The sequence below is a fragment of the Bradyrhizobium sp. CB1717 genome (genome assembly GCF_029714325.1).
Lineage (GTDB): Bacteria > Pseudomonadota > Alphaproteobacteria > Rhizobiales > Xanthobacteraceae > Bradyrhizobium.
Map to the genome: position 1 here is coordinate 2,530,382 of NZ_CP121666.1, position 18,240 is coordinate 2,548,621.

Below are 18,240 nucleotides of genomic sequence, written 5' to 3' on the forward strand. Positions count from 1 at the left end.
GTTGGTGGTAGGCTGAGCACGAGATCCAGGAACCGCTTGGGGCTGTCGATGATGGCTGAGCCAGGCCAGCGACCCGTGTATGTGTGCGGGGAATGGGAAGTCGATCTTGCCCGACGGGAGTTGCGCTCAATGGGAGCGCCCGTTCCCTTGGGAGGGCGTGCCTTTGAGATCCTTGCCGAATTGGCGCAGGCTCAAGGCGAACTGGTCACCAAGAACGATCTGACCGAGCGCGTGTGGCAGGACGTCTTCGTCGAGGACAGTGCACTCCGCGTGCACATTGCGGCGATCCGGAAGGCCCTTGGTTCGGGACGCGACATGCTCGTCACCACGGTCGGCCGCGGCTATCGCCTGGTGGGCGTGTGGCAGATCAGGCAGACGGACGCCCCGCTACAATCTGCCGCACCCGCACAGCTGTCGTCGACCAATATCCCCAACGCGTCGTTCAATCTCATCGGCCGTACGGCTGCGACCACGCATCTGTGGGAGCTGATGTCGGCCTATCGAGTCGTGAGCCTCGTCGGCCCCGGTGGAATCGGCAAGACAGCGCTTGCACTGGATGCCGCCAGAAAGCCGCCGGCCGGCTTTGCCGCGGATCGATTGCTGGTCGAGCTGGCCGCGCTGTCCGATCCCAGGCTCGTCTGCTCCGCCGTTGCGAGCGTGCTTGGCATCAAGCTCGAAGGCGAAGAGATGTCGCCTGAATCCGTCGCACGCGCGATCGGTGCCAGGAAATTGTTGCTGGTTCTCGACAATTGCGAGCATGTGGTCGACACCGTGGCCCAGGTTGCGGAGACCATCGTCAGTCGCTGTCCCGAGACCACCATCATGGCGACGAGCCGGGAAGCACTGCGCATCGATGGTGAGCATGTCTATCGCGTCACTCCCCTCGGCGTGCCGCCCCAAACCCGGCTCGAACCCGGCGCAGCATCCGCGTATGCCGCCATGGAGTTGTTCACGACGCGAGCAAGGGCCTTGGGTTCCAGCTTCGCGTCCGACGACGAGAATATCGATGCCGTCGCTGCCATTTGCCGGAGGCTGGATGGCATTCCGCTCGCGATCGAGTTCGCGGCGGCGCGCGCGGCGATGCTCAGTCCGCCGAAGATCGCCGCCCTTCTCGACGACAGGTTCAGATTCCTGACGACCGGCCGGCGTACGGCGCTGCCGAGGCAGCAAACGCTGCGCGCGACGCTCGACTGGAGCTACGACCTGCTGCCGGAGTCCGAAGCCCGCCTGCTGCTGCGGCTCGGCATATTTGCCGGGGAGTTCTTGCTCGAAGCGGTGATCGCAGTCGCCGGCGAGGACATCGGCGATGTCACCGGGCAGCTCGCCAATCTGGTGGCAAAGTCGCTCGTCCTCGCCGACATTCGCGGCGACCGCCCTTACTATCGCCTGCTGGACACCACGCGCGCTTACGCGCTGGAAAAGCTTCATGCCGGCGGAGAATTTGCCGACGCGGCCCGCCGTCAGGCGAGGTATTATTGCGGCTTCTTCGCGAATGCGGAAGCCGATAGCGAGGTGAAGCCGCAGTCGGAGTGGCTCGCCTTCTATGGCCGCCACATCGACAACGTACGATCGTGCCTCGACTGGGCGTTCTCGCCCGGCGGAGACGCGCGGATCGGAGCGGCGCTGACCGCGGCGGCGGTTCCGCTATGGGTGCAATTGTCGCTCCTGTCCGAATGCCGCGAGCGGACCGAACTGGCCTTGGGCAGCCTCGACGAGAGCGCCGCGAACGCATCGCGGCTCCGCATGCAATTGTCAGCCGCGCGTGGCTGGGCATTGATGTATGGCGTCGGAAGAGCAAGGGAGGCCGGGCCTGCCTGGGCCGCGGCCCTGCAGCTTGCCGAGCAACTCGGCGACAGAGATTATCTGCTGCGGGCGCTCTGGGGACTGTGCATCGATCAGTTCAACAATGGCGAGTTCCGCAAGGCGCTCGAGTTCGCACACCGTTTCGCCGAGGCCGCGGCCGATTGCAGCAATTCCGTCGACCGGATGATGGCCGACCGGCTGCTCGCCACGTCGCTGCACTTTCTCGGTGACCAGAAACTGGCGCATCATCACATTCAGCGGACCTTGTCGCGCCTCTCGGACCTCGCTGCGAAGCCGCAGGTCATCCGCTTCCGCTTCGATTTGAGAGCTTCGGCGCATTATTTCCAGGCGCGCATTCTGTGGCTGCTCGGTCGCCCGGATCAGACATTGAGTGTCGTCGAGCGTAATGTCGAGGAAGGGAGTGCGAGCGGTCACGCTCTGACATTCTGCAGCATATTGGGCCAGGGCGCCTGCCCGGTCACCTTCCTTGCCGGTGATCTCGGCGCGGCGGAGCGCTATTGCACGATGCTGATCGAGCACACCGAACGTCATCCAATCCGGCTGTGGAACATCTGGGCGCGCGCTTTCCGCGGCGTGGTGATGGTGCGAAACGGCGACATCGGCACCGGATTGCCGCTGCTTCACAAGGCGCTCGAGCTGGCGGGCGAGGCGCGCTTCTTGCCGCGCTTCCTGCTACCACTCGGCGAACTGGCGGCATGCCTCGGTGAGGCCGGCGAGGTGTCGCAGGGGCTCGCAACCGCCGACCAGGCGCTCGCCAGGTGCGAGGCGAGGGACGAGCGCTGGTATGCAGCCGAGCTCTGGCGCATCAAGGGCGAGTTGCTGCTGCATCCGGGCGAATGCCGTTCGGTTGCCGCCGCCGAGCAGGCCTTTGACAATGCGTTCCTGGTGGCGCGGGAGCAGGGCGCGCTGTCCTGGGAGCTGCGAACGGCGATCAGCATGGCACGGCTGAGGATGAGTCAGAACCGTGCCGAGGACGCACGCCGCGTTGTTGCGTCCGTGCATGACAAATTCACTGAAGGTTTCGAGACGTCGGACCTGAAACGCGCGCAAGCGATGATCGCGGAACTCTCGACGTCGTAGCTTCTCGCTGCAGTGGGATGCCCCGGGGGCGTCATCCGATTGATCAATCGGATGCCGTTGCGGCCTCGGTGAGCGCCGCATCCCCGTGCTCCGGAACGTTCTGCAACATGTTGCGGGATCAGCATGCTTTGATGGATCGGGGCGATCTTCCCATTCCGCGCGCTTGTATCCGGATCGCCCGCAGCCTCGGCGGCAAGTTCGACCGCGACCTCGCGGCCGTTTTCAGAACGCCGGAATGGATTCGTGATGGCCGCCGACAACGACGTGACCGCCGTGCCTTCGCGAAATTTACGGTGCGTTTGGGAAGATCGCGCCGGCGTCGCCCGCTAAAAAACTAATATCATTCGAGCGGAGAGCTGCGCGTTCGATCGCCAGGCATCCTTCGTGTTGCAAGGAGACCTGATGAAACTGCCAGGCAGACTGGAGCGTTCGAGCCTTGGATCGCTCATCCTGATTGCAGCCGTCCTTGGCTGTAGTGCCGCGGCCTTCGCATACACCGCGGGCTGGCTCTCGCCTGGGCGTCTCACGCCGGATCGGATGATCGCGGCATTGACGCCGCCGAGCGGCCCGCCACTCGGACACCGGCGGAATCATGCCAAGGGAATCTGCTTCACCGGCACGTTGGAAGCGAACGGAAATGGTGTGGAGCTCTCCCGCGCCAAGGTGTTCGTGCAGGGCCGCTATCCGGTCCTCGGTCGTTTCAATCTCGGCACCGCCGATCCGAACGCGGTGGATGCGACCGTGCGCGTGCGCGGCATCGGGCTGCAGATATCGGCGGTGGACGGCGAGGAGTGGCGAATGGCGATGATCAACCCGCCGGTCTTTGCGGTTTCCACGCCCGAGGCGTTTCACGAGCTGCTGGTTGCGGCCGGCAAGAAGGATCCGGAAGCGATGGCGGCGTTCACCCGCGCCAATCCGGAGTTCGCCGCATTCGCGGCCTGGGCCAAATCGGCGCCCTGGACCGCAAGCTATGCGGAGGAGCCTTACAACAGTCTCAACAGCTTCGTCTTCACCAATGCGAAGGGCGATGAGCACACCGTGCGATGGTCGCTCGTTCCCACGGCAGTGCCTGTTCCCGTCGCGCAGGCGGATCTGCAAAAGCGCGGCCCCGATTTCCTCGAGCAGGACATCACGAACCGGGTGCGGTCCGCGCCGCAACGATGGACCATGGTCACCACTGTCGCCGATCCCGGAGATCCGAGCGCGGATCCAAGTAGGGCCTGGCCGGAGAACCGGCGCAAGGTGCAGGTCGGAACGCTCGCCGTGGCGCGAATTGAAGCGGAGCGGGATGGACCCTGCCGCGACATCAACTTCGACCCGACCGTGCTGCCGCAGGGAGTCCGCGTCTCCGACGATCCGTTCCCGGCTGCGCGATCGTCGGTCTACCGCAAATCCTACGATCTGCGCGCGTCCGAAGCCGGGGATTATCCGAGAAGCGGGGTCCCCAAGCCATGATCCGTGCTCCACATCGCTTCGCGCCGATCCAGCGGCTGCTGCACTGGCTGATGGCGCTCTGCATCATCGCCATGCTCTTCATCGGTGTCGGCATGGTGTCGACCGTGGCGCCGAAATACCTGCCGCTCATCCTGATCCACAAGACGCTCGGCGTTGCGCTCCTCACCCTCGTCCTGATCAGGCTGGTGCTGCGACTTCGTTTCGGCGCGCCGCCTTTGCCGGCCGATCTTCCGCCGGTCATGAAGCTCGGCGCGAAATTGTCGCATCTGCTGCTCTACGGCTTCATGATCGTCATGCCCTTGCTTGGGCTAGGCATGCTCTGGGCCGCAGCCTATCCAGTCGTCCTGTTTGGCGGGATTGAAATTCCGGCGTTGCTGTCGCAGAGCGACCGCGGGCATACGTTGCTTTGGAACGCCCATGTCTATCTGGGTCTCGCCTTCTTCGCCCTCGTGCTGCTGCACCTGGCGGCGGCGCTGTTCCACGCCTTGATCCGTCGCGATGGCGTGTTCGCGACGATCTCGCCCCTGCCGCAGCGGGAGCGGATGAAGCCCGCCGAATGAGCGCGCAGGCAGGCGTTCAATCCGGGAATGATCTTCCCTGCTCGTGCCCGCAAGCTCACCGCGCGCAACGCGCCGCATCGTGCAGATCAACAATATCGTCGCTTCCGCGAAAGATGGGCCGAGGGCCCGCTTGTACGCTCGCTCCCATCCATGACCGGACAACCAGTCGCACGTGCAAGGGATCGAGCCATGACGGATATGTCGAACTCGAAGGCGTCGCTCGGAAGGGCCATCCACGCGATCAGCGGAAACTGGGGCTGGTTCGTTGCCCTGGGCGTCGCGCTCAGAAGCCGGGCGTCCCGCCACACGGCCCAGCCGGCGACGGTGTGAGCCATGATGACAGGCTCGACATTCACGCGGCATTGGGAGATTGCCTGGCGCGGCGGTCAGACACGGTCGACCTCGCGGCTGGTGGCCGAGGAGACGGCCATCGCGCTCACCTATAACGGCTCGACCCATGCCGTGATGATGGGGACGCCGGCCGATCTGGAGGATTTCGGCATCGGTTTCAGCCTCACGGAAGCCATCGTCGAGCGACGAAGCGAGATCAGAAGCATCGATCTGATCCCGAGCGAGCTCGGCATCGAGGTGCGGATGTGGCTCGATGGCGATCGCGCGGGGACGCTGGCCGCCCGTCGCCGCGCCATCAGCGGTCCGGTCGGGTGCGGATTATGCGGCATCGAAAGCCTCGAACAGGCGCGCCGCACGCCAACGCGGGTGGAAGCCCGTGGCATTGCCTTTCACGCGCGAGACCTGCTCGACGCGATGCAGGCGCTGTCACCCCTGCAGACGTTGAACCAGCACACGCGATCCGTGCACGCGGCAGCGTTCTGGAGCCCTCGCACCGGCATCGGTCCGGTCAGGGAGGACGTCGGCCGCCACAATGCGCTGGACAAGCTCGCGGGCGCGATCATGCGCGACGGCAGCCCGGCCTGTGATGGCGCCGTGCTGCTGACCAGCCGCGTCTCGGTCGAGATGGTGCAGAAGGCGACGATGATGGGCGTGCCGGTCGTCGTGGCCGTGTCCGCGCCGACCGCGCTCGCCATCCAGACCGCGAAGGAAGCGGGCATCACCCTTGTGGCGATTGCCCGCGACGACGGATATGGCGTGTTCACGCACCCGCGACGCGTTCTGCTGCCTGACGAGGCTGCACCGCGCGCGGGGTGTTGACCCCGGTCGATCGGCATGGCGATGCAGGCCGCATCCCCGGAGCCCGCGGCCGAGCTGCGGGTCGCCGCTTTTGCACCAGAACGGTCGCTTCCCGTTGCGGCTCTGCTGACCTTGTCGGGCGGCTTCATCGATGCCTTCACCTGGCTCTCGCTGGGCGGTGTGTTCGCGAGTTCGCAGACCGGCAATGTCGTCTTCCTCGGCATCGACGTCCTCTCGGGGCAATGGCAAAGCGCGGCACACCACCTGCTTCCGTTCGCCGTCTTCCTTCTCGGCGCATGGGTGGCGATCCGCATCCAGGCGCCGCTGCGCTGTCTCATGGCGCAGATCGTCTGTCTCGCGGCGGTAATGCTGCTGCTTCACAGAATTCCTGAGCCGCTCGTCATTCTCGGGATCTCCTTCGGTGTCGCGCTGCAGTCGGCGAGCTTCCGGCGCGTCGAGCGCTGGAACTATCTCTCGGTCACCGTCACCGGCAACATGCTGCGCGCCATCGATCAGTTCGTATCAGCCACCGATCGCGATGCCTCGCGTGGCGGCGGCGTCATGCTCGTGCTCTGCCTGATGTTCCTGTGCGGTGCGGCCATCGGCGGCTTTACGACGACGCGGCTCGGCGCGGCCAGTCTTGCGGTGCCGATCACGTTGTCGGCATGCGCGTTGCTGTGGTGCCGCCTGAACCGGACCGGCCACGATAACGCTTGAGTGATCTCTCGCGGCGTGCGCGCTGTCACACCATGCCATTCAGCAAAGCGACGTTCGTTCGCGGAAGCAGGTGCACGGTGCGAGACGTATCATCCTCAGCGAGTGCCGGAATGGCGCTTTTCGACATCAATCGCCGCGAGAGGCCAGGATGAACGAGTTCCGCAAAGAGACAGATAGCCTCGGTGAAGTGTCCGTTCCCGCGGACAAGCTCTGGGGCGCGCAGACGCAACGTTCGCTCGAACATTTCAGCATCGGCAAGGACCTGATGCCGCGCGAGATGATCCAGTCCTACGCGATCCTGAAAAAGGCCGCGGCAATCACCAACTACGCCGGTGGCCGTCTCGACGGCAAGCTTCACAAGCTGATCGTCCATGTCTGCGACGAGATCCTGGCCGGCCAGCACCACGACATGTTTCCGCTTCACGTCTGGATGACCGGCAGCGGAACGCAGTTCAACATGAACGTGAACGAGGTGATCTCGAACCGGTGCTGTCAGATCGCGGGCACGCCGCTCGGCAGCAAGCACCCGGTCCACCCGAACGATCACGTCAACATGTCGCAGTCGTCGAACGACAGCTTCCCGTCGGCGATGTACATCGCCGCGGCCACGAACGTGACCGAACGGCTCATGCCGGCCGTCGAGGCGCTGCACGATGCGATTGCCGAGAAATCGGACAAGTGGGACGACGTCGTCAAGATCGGTCGCACCCACATGCAGGATGCCACCCCGCTGACGCTGGGGCAGGAGTGGTCCGGTTACGCCGGCATGCTCGCGGACAACCTGGCGCGCATCGACGATGCGCTCAACGGCGTGTTCCGGCTCGCGCTCGGCGGCACCGCCGTCGGCACCGGGATCAACGCGGCGCCGGGTTTCGCGGAGGCCGTCGCGGCCGAGATCGCGCGGTTGACCGGTCTTCCCTTCGTCAGCGCGCCCAACAAGTTCGCCGTGCAGGGCGCGCATGATGCGCTGGTGCAGCTGTCGGGCACGCTGCGCACGCTTGCCGGCTCGCTCTACAAGATCGCGAACGACATCCGCCTGATGTCCTGCGGCCCGCGCGCGGGCTTTGCCGAATTGCTGATCCCCGAGAACGAGCCGGGCTCGTCGATCATGCCGGGCAAGGTCAACCCGACGCAGGCGGAGGCGCTGACGATGATCGCCGTGCAGGTGATGGCGAACGACGTCGCCGTCGGCTTCGGCGGCGCCGGCGGCTATCTCGAAATGAACGTCTACAAGCCGCTGATCATCCACAACATCGCGCAGTCCGTCACCATTCTCGCCGATGGCTGCACGAACTTCCGCACCTTCCTGGTCGAAGGCGCCGAGCCGAACCACAAGAAGATCCAGGAATATGTCGAGAGATCGTTGATGCTGGTGACCGCACTGGCGCCGGTGATCGGCTACGACAAGGCGTCGCGGATCGCCCATTACGCGATGGACAACGATCTCACGCTGAAATCGGCGGCGTTGAAGCTCGGCTTCGTAACCGAGCCGGAGTTCGACCGCATCGTCGATCCCGCCAAGATGGTCAGACCCTACGTTGCCGAGATCAAGGTGCCGCTCACGATCGGCGCGAAAGCCGGCTGAAAGGAGAGAACGATGATCCGCTGTGTACGTCTATGGACTGGACAGGACAACAACTCGCATTTCGAGGAAGGCTTTCTCGAGCTGGAGCCGGGCCAGCGTGGCGACTTCCTGACCGGAAAGATCGATGCGGCCAGCGTCTCCTTCCAGGAGACCGAGTCGGGCGGCGCTTTCGCCTGGCACACCGCGCCGGTGCGCCAGCTCGTGATCACGCTCAGCGGAACGCTCGATTTCCAGACGCGCGACGGCCACCACTTCCTCATCCACCCCGGCAATGTCCTGCTGGCGGAAGACACCGCGGGCTCCGGGCACAGCTGGAAGCTGACGGACGATTCGTCCTGGCGCCGCGCCTATGTGGTGCTGCGGCCGGGAGCAGACGTGCCGTTCCGCGCCAAGGCGCGTCAGCCGGCGCGGGCCTGACCGGGGCCATCCAGAGCATACCATCGCACCCCAACCAAACGAAGAGAACTGCCATGCAAGGAACTTCCGAATCCGACGTCGTCCTCATTGGCGCAGGCATCATGAGCGCCACCCTCGGTGTCTTTCTCAAGGAGCTGGAGCCATCGCTCACGATCCAGATGCTCGAGGCCCTCGAGGACTGCGCGCTCGAAAGCTCGGATGCCTGGAACAATGCCGGCACCGGGCACGCGGCCAATTGCGAGATGAACTACACGCCGCAGCGGTCCGACGGCAGCGTCGATATCTCCAAGGCGCTTGAGGTCAATGTCGAGTTCGACCTGTCGCGGCAGTTCTGGTCCTATCTCGTCGCGCGCGGCGCGATCGCCGATCCCAGATCCTTCATTCATCCCGTGCCGCACATGAGCTTCGTGCACGGTGTCGACAACGTCGCCTTCCTCAGGAAGCGGTTCAAGGCGATGGCTGCCCATCACTGCTATGAGGGCATGGAATACAGCGAGGATCCGTCGAAGATCGCCGAGTGGGCGCCGCTGGTGATGGAAGGCCGCGCCAGTGGCGATCCCGTCGCGGCGACGCGCATCATCACCGGGACCGACGTCGATTACGGCTCGCTGACCCATCTCCTGGTCCGTCATCTCGTCGGCCAGCCGGGTTGCGCCGCGCACTACAAGAGCTGCGTCACCGATCTCGCTCGCGAGCAGGACGGTCGCTGGCGCATCGAGGTGCGCGACACCGACAGCGGTGAAGCGCGATCGGTGCGCGCCAAGTTCGTCTTCATCGGTGCCGGCGGCGGTGCGCTGCCGCTACTCGAAAAGTCCGGGATTCCGGAGGGGCGCGGCTATGGCGGTTTCCCGGTCAGCGGGATCTGGCTGCGCTGCGACGATCCGGAGATCAACAAACGTCACCATGCCAAGGTCTACGGCAAGGCCGCCGTCGGCTCACCGCCGATGTCGGTGCCGCATCTCGACACCCGCGTGATCGGCGGCCAGCGCTCACTGCTGTTCGGACCCTATGCCGGCTTCTCGAGCAAGTTCCTCAAGCACGGCTCGCTGCTCGATTTGTTCGAGTCCATTCGTCCCGCCAACGTCAAGCCGCTGCTGTCGGTGGCGCGCGACAATTTCGGCCTCACGGAGTACTTGGTCGGGCAGGTGCTGCAGTCCGAGAGCCACCGTCTGGCGGCACTCGACGAATATTTCCCGAAGGCCGATCCGAAGGACTGGCGGCTGCAGGTGGCGGGTCAGCGCGTCCAGATCATCAAGCCCGATGTCAAGCGCGGCGGATTGCTCGAGTTCGGGACTGAGCTCGTCGGCGCCGACGATCATTCGCTGGTCGCCCTGCTCGGCGCCTCGCCGGGCGCCTCCACCGCGGCATTCATTGCGATCAGCGTGCTGCAGAAGTGTTTCGCCGGCGAGCTGACGGCGAGTGCCTGGCTGCCGAAGCTGAAGCAGATCATCCCGTCCTATGGCGTCTCGCTGATCGAGGATGCGGAGTTCTGCCGCCAGATCCGCGCAGCGACGGCGGAGGTGCTCAAGGTCGACAACATCCCGCAGCCGGCCGCACGCGCGCCGGCGGTGGCCAAGCGAGCGTAGGAAGAGAGGGGGCTTGCCATGGACCCGACGGCGCTTCTCCTCTCGCGACTGCAGTTCGCCTTCACGATCTCGTTCCACATCATCTTCCCGGCGTTCACGATCGGGCTTGCCGCCTGGCTCACCGTGCTCGAAGCGATGCACCAGTACACCGGCAGGCCCGTCTACCGCACCTTGTTCGAGTTCTGGCTCAAGATCTTCGGCGTCGCCTTCGGCATGGGCGTGGTATCGGGCGTAGTGATGGCGTTCCAGTTCGGAACGAACTGGAGCGTGCTGTCGAGGATGTCGGGGCCGATCCAGGGTCCGCTTCTCTCCTACGAGACGTTCACCGCCTTCATGCTGGAGGCGGGCTTCTTCGGCATCCTCATCTTCGGGCGGCCGCGGGTGCCGCCCTGGTTCTACCTGTTCTCCACTGCGATGGTCGCGCTCGGAACCACGCTGTCGGCGTTCTGGATCATGGTCAACAACAGCTGGATGCAGGTGCCGACCGGCTACGTATTGGAGAACGGCCAGTTCGTGCCGAACGATTGGGCGCAGATCATCTTCAACCGGGTGGTCTGGGTCCGCTTTCCGCACATGCTCCTCGCCTCATATCTCACCGGTGCCTTCTGCGTAGCGGCGACCGGCGCGTGGTATCTGCTGCGGCGGACCTATCGGGCCGAGGCGCATGTGATGCTGCGCATGGGTCTTGCGCTCGCGGCGGTGCTGCTTCCGGTCCAGCTCTTCATCGGCCATCTCGTCGGCGACTACGTCCACGACTACCAGCCCGCCAAGTTCGCCGCGATCGAGGCGCGCTGGCATGACGAGCAGCCGGCCTCCGAGGTGCTGATCGCGCTTCCGGATTCGAGCACGGAGTCGAATAAATACGCGATATCGATCCCCGTGCTCGGGAGCATCATCGGCAGCATGAGCCTGACGTCGAAGGAGGTTGGCCTCACCAGTTTCGCGCCGCAGGACCGGCCGCCGGTGGCGATCCCGTTCTTTGCCTTCCGCATCATGGTCGGCTGCGGCTTCGTCATGCTGGGGCTGGCCTGGTTCGGGAGCTGGCTCGGCCTCAAGCATCGGCTCGAGCGCAGTCGCCTGCTGCTGTGGGGCATCTTCCTCAGCTTCCCGCTGCCGTGGATCGCGATCCTGACCGGCTGGTACACCGTGGAAGTCGGCCGCCAGCCCTGGACGGTCTACGGCGTGTTGCGGACTGCCGATGCCGTGACTCCGTTCCTCACGGCGTCCGCCGCGCTAACCTCGCTGATCCTGTTCGTCGCCGTCTACGCCTTCATCTTCTCGTTCGGGACCTACTACATCTACCGGCTGCTGCGTGCCGGGCCGGCCGGGCTTGGCGGCAAGCCGCTGCATGTTCCCGTGCCCAATCGGCCGATGTCGCTCGCCGACAAAATGCCGGCAATCGTCGAAGCGGGAGAATAGCCATGGTGACGTTCTGGGTTGCGCTGCTTGCCATCAGCATCCTGATCTATCTCCTTCTCGACGGATTCGACCTCGGCGTCGGGATGCTGTTTGGCCTTGCAGGCAGCGAGACGAGGCGTGAGGCGATGCTGCGCACGGTCGCTCCGGTCTGGGACGGCAACGAGACCTGGCTGATCGTCACCGGCGTGATCATGTGGGGCGCGTTTCCCGTGGTCTATTCCATGCTGCTATCCGCGCTCTATATCCCGGTCCTGATCATGCTTCTGGGACTAATCCTGCGCGGCGTCGCGTTCGAGTTTCGCGGCAAGGCGTCGCGCTCGCGCTGGATCTGGGACGTCAGCTTCACTGCGGGGTCGTTTGCCGCAAGCTTCATGCAGGGCGCCATGGTCGGGGCGCTGGTCGAGGGGCTTCAATTCTCGAACGGCGAATATGCCGGAGGCACCTTCGGCTGGCTGACGACCTTTTCGGTCTTGTGCGGGATCGGCCTGTGCTTCGGCTATGCGTTGCTCGGCGCCTGCTGGCTCGTGAGGAAGTGCGATGGGTCCATCCGCGAGGCCACGCGGCGCCAGATCCCGTTGCTTGCCGTCGCGGTGCTGGCTTTCCTCGTCGTCGTCTTCACCCACGCCCTCATCGAACATCTGCCAATTCTGCGCCGGTGGATCGAGCGGCCGTATCTTTTCCTGTTTCCCCTCATCGGCGCAGGCGCGGCCGCGGTGCTCGCCACGAGCATCCTGCGCCACGACGATTACTGGCCCTTCCACATGGTTTCGCTGATCTTCGCGGCGGCGTTCGGCACGCTCGCTTTGTCGTTCTGGCCCTATATGATCCCGTTCGTCGTCACGATCGACGAGGCCGCGGCGCCGCATGCAAGTCTCGCCTTCATGTTCTGGGGCGCGGGTCTGTTCGTGTTCCCGCTGATGCTGCTCTATGTCGCGGTCGGTTATCGCGTCTTCCGGGGCAAGACGGCGGCGGCGGATCATTATTGATGGCTGCTCGTTCGAAGTTGTTGTGGGCCACAATCGATAAAAAGAAAGGCGCCGGTTTCGGCGCCTTTCTCATTCCGGACCCAGTCGTTCAGGACTTGGGCATGACGCCGGGGCTGTTGTCCGGCCATTGCGCGACCAGCTTCTCGTCGATGTTGAAATGCTGGGCGACCAGCTTGGGGGGCGTGTGCGTCAGCCAGTTGGAGAGCGAGACCTCCTCGTAGCGCGGCGCACGGAACACGCCGACGAACTGCAGCTCGGTGTCGCCGACATTCTCGACATAATGGCCGAGATTGCGCCGGACATAGCCGATGTCGCCGGCCGAGAAATCCGTCGTCAGCGCGTTGGGACCGGTGTCGAACACCGTCATCCGCGCCTTGCCCTTGATGTAGTACTGCCATTCGTCGGCATTCGGATGCCAGTGCATCTCGCGGACCGCGCCCGGCGGCATCGTCACCAGCGCCGCGGCGACGGTGGTGGCCACCTTGAAGTTGCTGCTGTCGGCAACGCGGATGCTGCCGGCCGAGCTCTCCTTGACTGGCGTCGAGCTGCCGAGTGAATGGATGAACGGATAGGGCGGTGCCTCCGCATGCTTGGCGACTGCGGCGCGATCGGCGGCGAGATCGCCGGGCACCGTGCCCTGGAAAATCCAGCGATTGTGCAGCGGGATCTTGGCGAAGGCGTCGGCCGGCACGCCAAAGTTCTTCGCCAGCACCTCGGGCGGCGTATGGGCCAGCCAGTCCGTCACCAGTAGCGTGTTGAACTCGTTGGCGTGGCCGTCGTCGAAACAGATCACGAATTCGCAGCCGTCGGGACCCAGGCCCTGCAGCGAATGCGGCGCGCCCGGCGGAAAATACCAGAGGTCGCCGGCCTTGAGGTCGCCGACGTAAGGACGACCCTGCGTGTCGAGCACGGTGATGCGGCAGCTGCCGTAGGTCATGATCGCCCATTCGGCGGCCTGGTGCCAGTGCAGCTCGCGGATGCCGCCGGCGGCCAGGCGCATGTTGACGCCGGAGATCTCCTTGGAGATGGCGAAGTCCTCGACGGTGACCTGACGCGCCCAGCCACCATCCTGGATACGCCTTGGTGCATTGTTGAACGAGGCCCAGTCCATCGGCAGCCCGCCGACATCGGTCGCGGGCGGGGTCTGCGCGGAGGGGAATTGCTTGGCCAGGGCCGGATTCTGTGGACCGGGATCGGTCAGGCTTCCGGGGCTCCTGGCATTCACGGCGCCCTGCGGCGGCTCGTCCGGATTGCCGAAGGTTGCGGCCTGCGCACTGGAGCCGACCATGGCGGCGCCTGCCGCGGACATGGCCAGCAAATCACGTCGTGAAAACATCTGGGGTTGCTCCTGAAATTGTCGAAAGCCCTCCATCGTGACGGGGCTCCAACCGCCAAATCTAGGTCTCGCCTGCCGTTTCAGCTTCCGGGAACGGCGCTGTTTTTGCCGGATTGCACTGGCAGCCGCGGCAGGGCGGCCGGGACCGAACGTGTGCAATTGAGAAATTGCGCTTCATTTTGAAAAGACGGCGTTGCCCGCACGATCCTTAACTGGTCCGGAGAATTGCAAGGATCGAGAGATGTCGAGATGACCACGAAATCGGTTCGTCCCTACCGTGAACCCGCCGGCGGCTGGGGCGCGCTCAAGGCGCTCAGCGAGGCGCTTCTGGTGCAGCGCGTGCCGCTGAAGGGCGCAGCGACGCTGAGCCGGATGAACCAGCCGGAGGGCTTTGATTGCCCCGGCTGCGCCTGGCCCGATCCGAAGCACACCTCGTCATTCGAATTCTGCGAGAACGGCGGCAAGGCGATCGCTTGGGAGGCGACGTCGAAACGCTGCACCCCCGAGTTCTTCGCCGAGCATACCGTCGCGGAGCTCGCGAGCTGGAGCGACTACGATCTCGAAATGGTCGGTCGGCTCACACATCCGATGGCCTATGATGCCGCGTCCGATCGCTATCTTCCGGTGGAGTGGAGCGACGCGTTCGACATGATCGGTCGCGAGCTCAGGGCGCTGCCGGATCCGAACATGGCGGAGTTCTACACCTCGGGGCGGACCTCGAACGAGGCCGCCTTCCTCTATCAGCTCTTCGTGCGCGAATACGGCACCAACAATTTTCCCGACTGCTCGAACATGTGCCACGAGGCGACCAGCGTCGGCCTGCCGCACTCGCTCGGCGTCGGCAAGGGCACCGTGCTGCTGGAGGATTTCGACAAGGCCGATTGCATCTTCATCTTCGGCCAGAACCCCGGCACCAACAGCCCGCGGATGATGACCAGCCTGCGCAATGCGGCCCGCCGCGGCGCCTCCATCATCTCCTTCAATCCGTTCCGCGAGCGGGCGCTGGAGCGTTTCCAGGCACCGCAGAGCCCGGTCGAGATGATTACGCTGTCGTCGACGACGATCAGCTCAAAGCTGTTCCAGGTGCGGGTCGGCGGCGACGTCGCCACCCTCAAGGGAATCATGAAGATCCTGGTGGAGGCCGACGAGGCAGCCCAAGCAGCCGAGCAGCCGGAGATCCTCGACTGGGACTTCATTCGCGGTCACACCGTCGGCGTCGAAGCGCTGATCGACGATCTCAAGCGCATGCAGTGGCCCGACATCGAACGCCAGTCCGGCCTGACGCGCGAAGACATGGAGTATGCAGCCGGCGCCTATATGAAGTCCGAGCGCGCCATTCTCGTCTACGGCATGGGCATCACCCAGCACTGGCGCGGCGCGAACAACGTGCAGCAGATCGCCAATCTCGCGCTGCTGCGCGGCAATGTCGGGCGCGAAGGCGCCGGGGTCTGTCCGGTTCGCGGTCATTCCAACGTGCAGGGCGACCGCACCGTGGGGATTACGGAAGTGCCAAAGGCGGACTTCCTCGCGCGCCTCGAGCAGCGCTTCGGCTTCAAGCCGCCGGCTGCGCCGGGACACAATGTGGTGACTGCGCTGGAAGCCATGATCCGCGGCGAGGTGAAGGCTTTCTTCGCGATGGGCGGCAATTTCGCCGCGGCCATTCCGGACTGGCAGGCGACCCAGGCGGCGCTCGGCAAGCTCGATCTCACCGTCCACGTCTCGACCAAGCTCAACCGCAGCCACCTGATCCATGGCCGCGCCGCCCTAATCCTGCCGTGTCTCGGACGCACCGAGATCGACATCCAGGCATCGGGGCCGCAGTCGATCACGGTGGAAGACTCGATGTCGATGGTGCATGCGTCCGGCGGCCGCAACAAGCCGGCATCGGAGCATCTCCTCAGCGAGATCGCGATCATCGCCGGCGTCGCCAAGGCGACGCTGGGCGGGCGCAGCGTGGTCGACTGGGACGACTTCGTTGCCGACTACGACCGCATCCGCGATGCGATCGAGGCGGTATTCCCCATCTTCCAGGGCTATAATGCCCGCATCCGCGTGCCCGGCGGCTTCCACCTCACCTCGACGGCGCGCGAACGCATCTGGGCGACGCCGTCGGGCAAGGCCAACTTCCTGGTCTTTCCGGGTTGTGGCGAGGATCCGCCGCAGAGCGATGACGATTTCCTGTGGCTCACCACCATCCGCAGCCACGACCAGTACAATACCACACTCTACTCGATGTCGGACCGCTACCGCGGCGTGTTCGGCCAGCGCGACGTCGTGTTCCTCAACGAATACGAGTTGAAGCGGCGGGGATTGGCCGACGGCGACCGCGTCGACCTGATCACCGCCTCGACCGACGGCGCCGAGCGGATCGTGCGCAACTTCCGAGTCGTGGCCTATTCCTTCCCGACTGGCTGCTGTGCGGCGTACTATCCGGAGACCAATCCGCTGGTGCCGCTCTATGCCCGCGACCCCCTCAGCTTCACGCCGTCATACAAGGGGGTCCCGATCCGTCTGGTGCGCTCGGCCGGACCGGAGCAACAGGGGTAACCGCGGAAAAATTGCGGTCAGGCGTCCTCACTGAGATCGGAGCGCGGCGAATCCGCCGCGACGGACATCGGCAGGGTGAACCAGAAACGGGCTCCGCCATGCGTGGCGCGGCCCTCGGCGCCGATCCGGCCTCCATGTGCTTCGACGATCGACCGGCAGATGGGCAGTCCCATGCCCATGCCGCTCTCCTTGGTCGTGAAGAAGCTGTCAAAGAGCCGGCCGGCATGTTCGGCGGCGATGCCGGGACCGCTGTCCTCCACGGAGCAGCACAGGGTGGCTGCATCCTGGGTGACCGTGCTGATGACGATCCTGCGATCGTCAGATCCCGCCTGTGTCATCGCCTGCACCGCATTGATGGCCAGATTGACGATCACCTGCTGGAGCTGGGTGCGGTCGCCTAGCACCTGCGGCGCGGTGGGATCCGGCCGGTGCAGGATCGCTACGCCGCGGGATTCCATCTCGTGTCGCAGGAACAGAAGCGCTTCGTGAATGATCTCGTCGAACGACAGGAAGGCCTGCTCGGGGGCTTTTCGCGAGGCCATGCCGTGAACGCGTGCCACGATGTTCGCGGCGCGCTTTGTGTCCACGACGATGTTCTCGATGGCCTTGCGGATCTCGCCGATGTCGGGCACCGGCCTGTTCAGCCAGCGCAGCCCGGCAGCGCCGTTGGTGGCGATGGCGGCGAGGGGCTGGTTGACTTCGTGCGCGATCGAGGCGGTGAGCTCGCCGAGCATCGAGACGCGTGCGGCATGCGCGAACTCGGCCTGCACCTGCTGCAGCTTCTGCTGGGCGCGAATCCGCTGTGAGATGTCGATGGTGCCGACCAGGCTGACCTCGAGATCGTTGATGGGGCCGACGCGGGCGGTCGTGAACAGAACGTCGACGACGCGGCCGTCCCACGTGACCATCCTGGTCTCTTCCTCGAAGTTCGTCTCGCCGCGATAACGGGACTCCATCGCCCGCCGGAACGTATCGGGCCGTTCCTTCCAGGCCTTGGCCATGGAACGTTCGACATGGTCGTCGGATTCGCCTCCGAACATCTGGATGGCCCGCTCATTGGCCTCCTGGAACGCGAGCGCGTCCATGCAGGTCCGAAGGAACTCGGGATGGCTATCGAAATAGGGGCCGAGATCCTTGACGCCCTCGGCTTTCAATTTGCGGAAAAGCACGACCAGCTTGCTGGCGTCGAGCTGCCGGAGCGCGATCGGCATGCGGGTGAACAAATGGCGGTAACGCTGCTCGCTCCGCTCCAGCTCCGCGTGGGCCTTCTTCAGGGCCGTGATATCCATGATGGCGCCGGCGAGCGTCAGCGAAGAGGCCAGAAAAGCCGCGAAAGCGATGACCGTGAAATTGTCCCCGAGCAGCGAGAAGGCAAAGGACAGCAGGGTCAAAACAAGGCTGCCCCAAGCCCACAGGAGAATGCGATCCTGTATTGTCTGGATCGGCCGCACGCGGTGCCACCATCGCCGGGGCTGTACGGGGTTGGAGCCATCCAGGCGTTCGACTGTCATGCGGAAGGTCTACCGCGCCGCCGAAGGGTGGTCTTTTGCGTTTCCGCAGACGCTTTGCCAAAACGCAC

General features: G+C 64.8%; 15 protein-coding genes. 13 read left to right on the top strand and 2 right to left on the bottom strand.

The features are described 5' to 3' along the window. Positions 1–129 precede the first annotated feature (129 nt). The 12 genes from QA649_RS11955 to cydB all read left to right on the top strand — a co-directional run bounded on the left by QA649_RS11955 (position 130) and on the right by cydB (position 12,778). The gene (locus QA649_RS11955; RefSeq protein WP_283024347.1) at positions 130–2,904 is read left to right on the top strand and encodes a winged helix-turn-helix domain-containing protein; all 2,775 of its coding nucleotides are present in this window, start codon (positions 130–132) and stop codon (positions 2,902–2,904) included. A gap of 107 nt (positions 2,905–3,011) precedes the next feature. Further along, positions 3,012–3,242, top strand: a complete 231-nt coding sequence (locus QA649_RS11960) for a hypothetical protein (protein ID WP_283024348.1) — start codon at positions 3,012–3,014, stop codon at positions 3,240–3,242. A gap of 64 nt (positions 3,243–3,306) precedes the next feature. Further along, positions 3,307–4,359, top strand: a complete 1,053-nt coding sequence (locus QA649_RS11965; RefSeq protein ID WP_283024349.1) for a catalase family peroxidase — start codon at positions 3,307–3,309, stop codon at positions 4,357–4,359. Next, on the top strand, positions 4,356–4,919 hold the full coding sequence (locus QA649_RS11970) for a cytochrome b/b6 domain-containing protein (protein ID WP_283024350.1): 564 nt from the start codon (positions 4,356–4,358) through the stop codon (positions 4,917–4,919). The genes QA649_RS11965 and QA649_RS11970 overlap by 4 nt, the downstream gene beginning before the upstream one ends. Before the next feature lie 189 nt (positions 4,920–5,108). Further along, the gene (locus QA649_RS11975; RefSeq protein WP_283024351.1) at positions 5,109–5,249 is read left to right on the top strand and encodes a hypothetical protein; all 141 of its coding nucleotides are present in this window, start codon (positions 5,109–5,111) and stop codon (positions 5,247–5,249) included. Between the two features lie 3 nt (positions 5,250–5,252). Continuing rightward, positions 5,253–6,089, top strand: a complete 837-nt coding sequence (gene fdhD / locus QA649_RS11980) for a formate dehydrogenase accessory sulfurtransferase FdhD (RefSeq protein ID WP_283024352.1) — start codon at positions 5,253–5,255, stop codon at positions 6,087–6,089. 21 nt (positions 6,090–6,110) lie between these two features. Continuing rightward, on the top strand, positions 6,111–6,785 hold the full coding sequence (locus QA649_RS11985) for a YoaK family protein (RefSeq protein ID WP_283024353.1): 675 nt from the start codon (positions 6,111–6,113) through the stop codon (positions 6,783–6,785). A gap of 148 nt (positions 6,786–6,933) precedes the next feature. Continuing rightward, positions 6,934–8,370, top strand: a complete 1,437-nt coding sequence (gene fumC, locus QA649_RS11990; RefSeq protein WP_283024354.1) for a class II fumarate hydratase — start codon at positions 6,934–6,936, stop codon at positions 8,368–8,370. A gap of 12 nt (positions 8,371–8,382) precedes the next feature. Then, on the top strand, positions 8,383–8,787 hold the full coding sequence (locus QA649_RS11995) for a hypothetical protein (RefSeq protein WP_018641396.1): 405 nt from the start codon (positions 8,383–8,385) through the stop codon (positions 8,785–8,787). 17 nt (positions 8,788–8,804) lie between these two features. Beyond that, on the top strand, positions 8,805–10,373 hold the full coding sequence (mqo, locus tag QA649_RS12000; protein WP_283026017.1) for a malate dehydrogenase (quinone): 1,569 nt from the start codon (positions 8,805–8,807) through the stop codon (positions 10,371–10,373). 18 nt (positions 10,374–10,391) lie between these two features. Continuing rightward, positions 10,392–11,792, top strand: a complete 1,401-nt coding sequence (locus QA649_RS12005) for a cytochrome ubiquinol oxidase subunit I (RefSeq protein WP_283024355.1) — start codon at positions 10,392–10,394, stop codon at positions 11,790–11,792. 2 nt (positions 11,793–11,794) lie between these two features. Beyond that, the gene (cydB, locus tag QA649_RS12010) at positions 11,795–12,778 is read left to right on the top strand and encodes a cytochrome d ubiquinol oxidase subunit II (RefSeq protein WP_283024356.1); all 984 of its coding nucleotides are present in this window, start codon (positions 11,795–11,797) and stop codon (positions 12,776–12,778) included. Positions 12,779–12,866: 88 nt separating this feature from the next. Here cydB and QA649_RS12015 read toward each other — a convergent pair whose 3' ends face one another. Continuing rightward, a complete protein-coding gene (locus QA649_RS12015; protein ID WP_283024357.1) occupies positions 12,867–14,114 on the bottom strand; it encodes an oxalate decarboxylase family bicupin in 1,248 nt (415 codons plus the stop codon). Between the two features lie 249 nt (positions 14,115–14,363). On the opposite strand from QA649_RS12015, the gene QA649_RS12020 reads away from it, so the two are divergent. Then, a complete protein-coding gene (locus tag QA649_RS12020; RefSeq protein ID WP_283024358.1) occupies positions 14,364–16,661 on the top strand; it encodes an FdhF/YdeP family oxidoreductase in 2,298 nt (765 codons plus the stop codon). A gap of 17 nt (positions 16,662–16,678) precedes the next feature. Here QA649_RS12020 and QA649_RS12025 read toward each other — a convergent pair whose 3' ends face one another. After that, positions 16,679–18,172, bottom strand: coding sequence for an ATP-binding protein (locus QA649_RS12025; protein ID WP_283024359.1), 1,494 nt, complete (start codon positions 18,170–18,172; stop codon positions 16,679–16,681). Positions 18,173–18,240 lie beyond the last annotated feature (68 nt).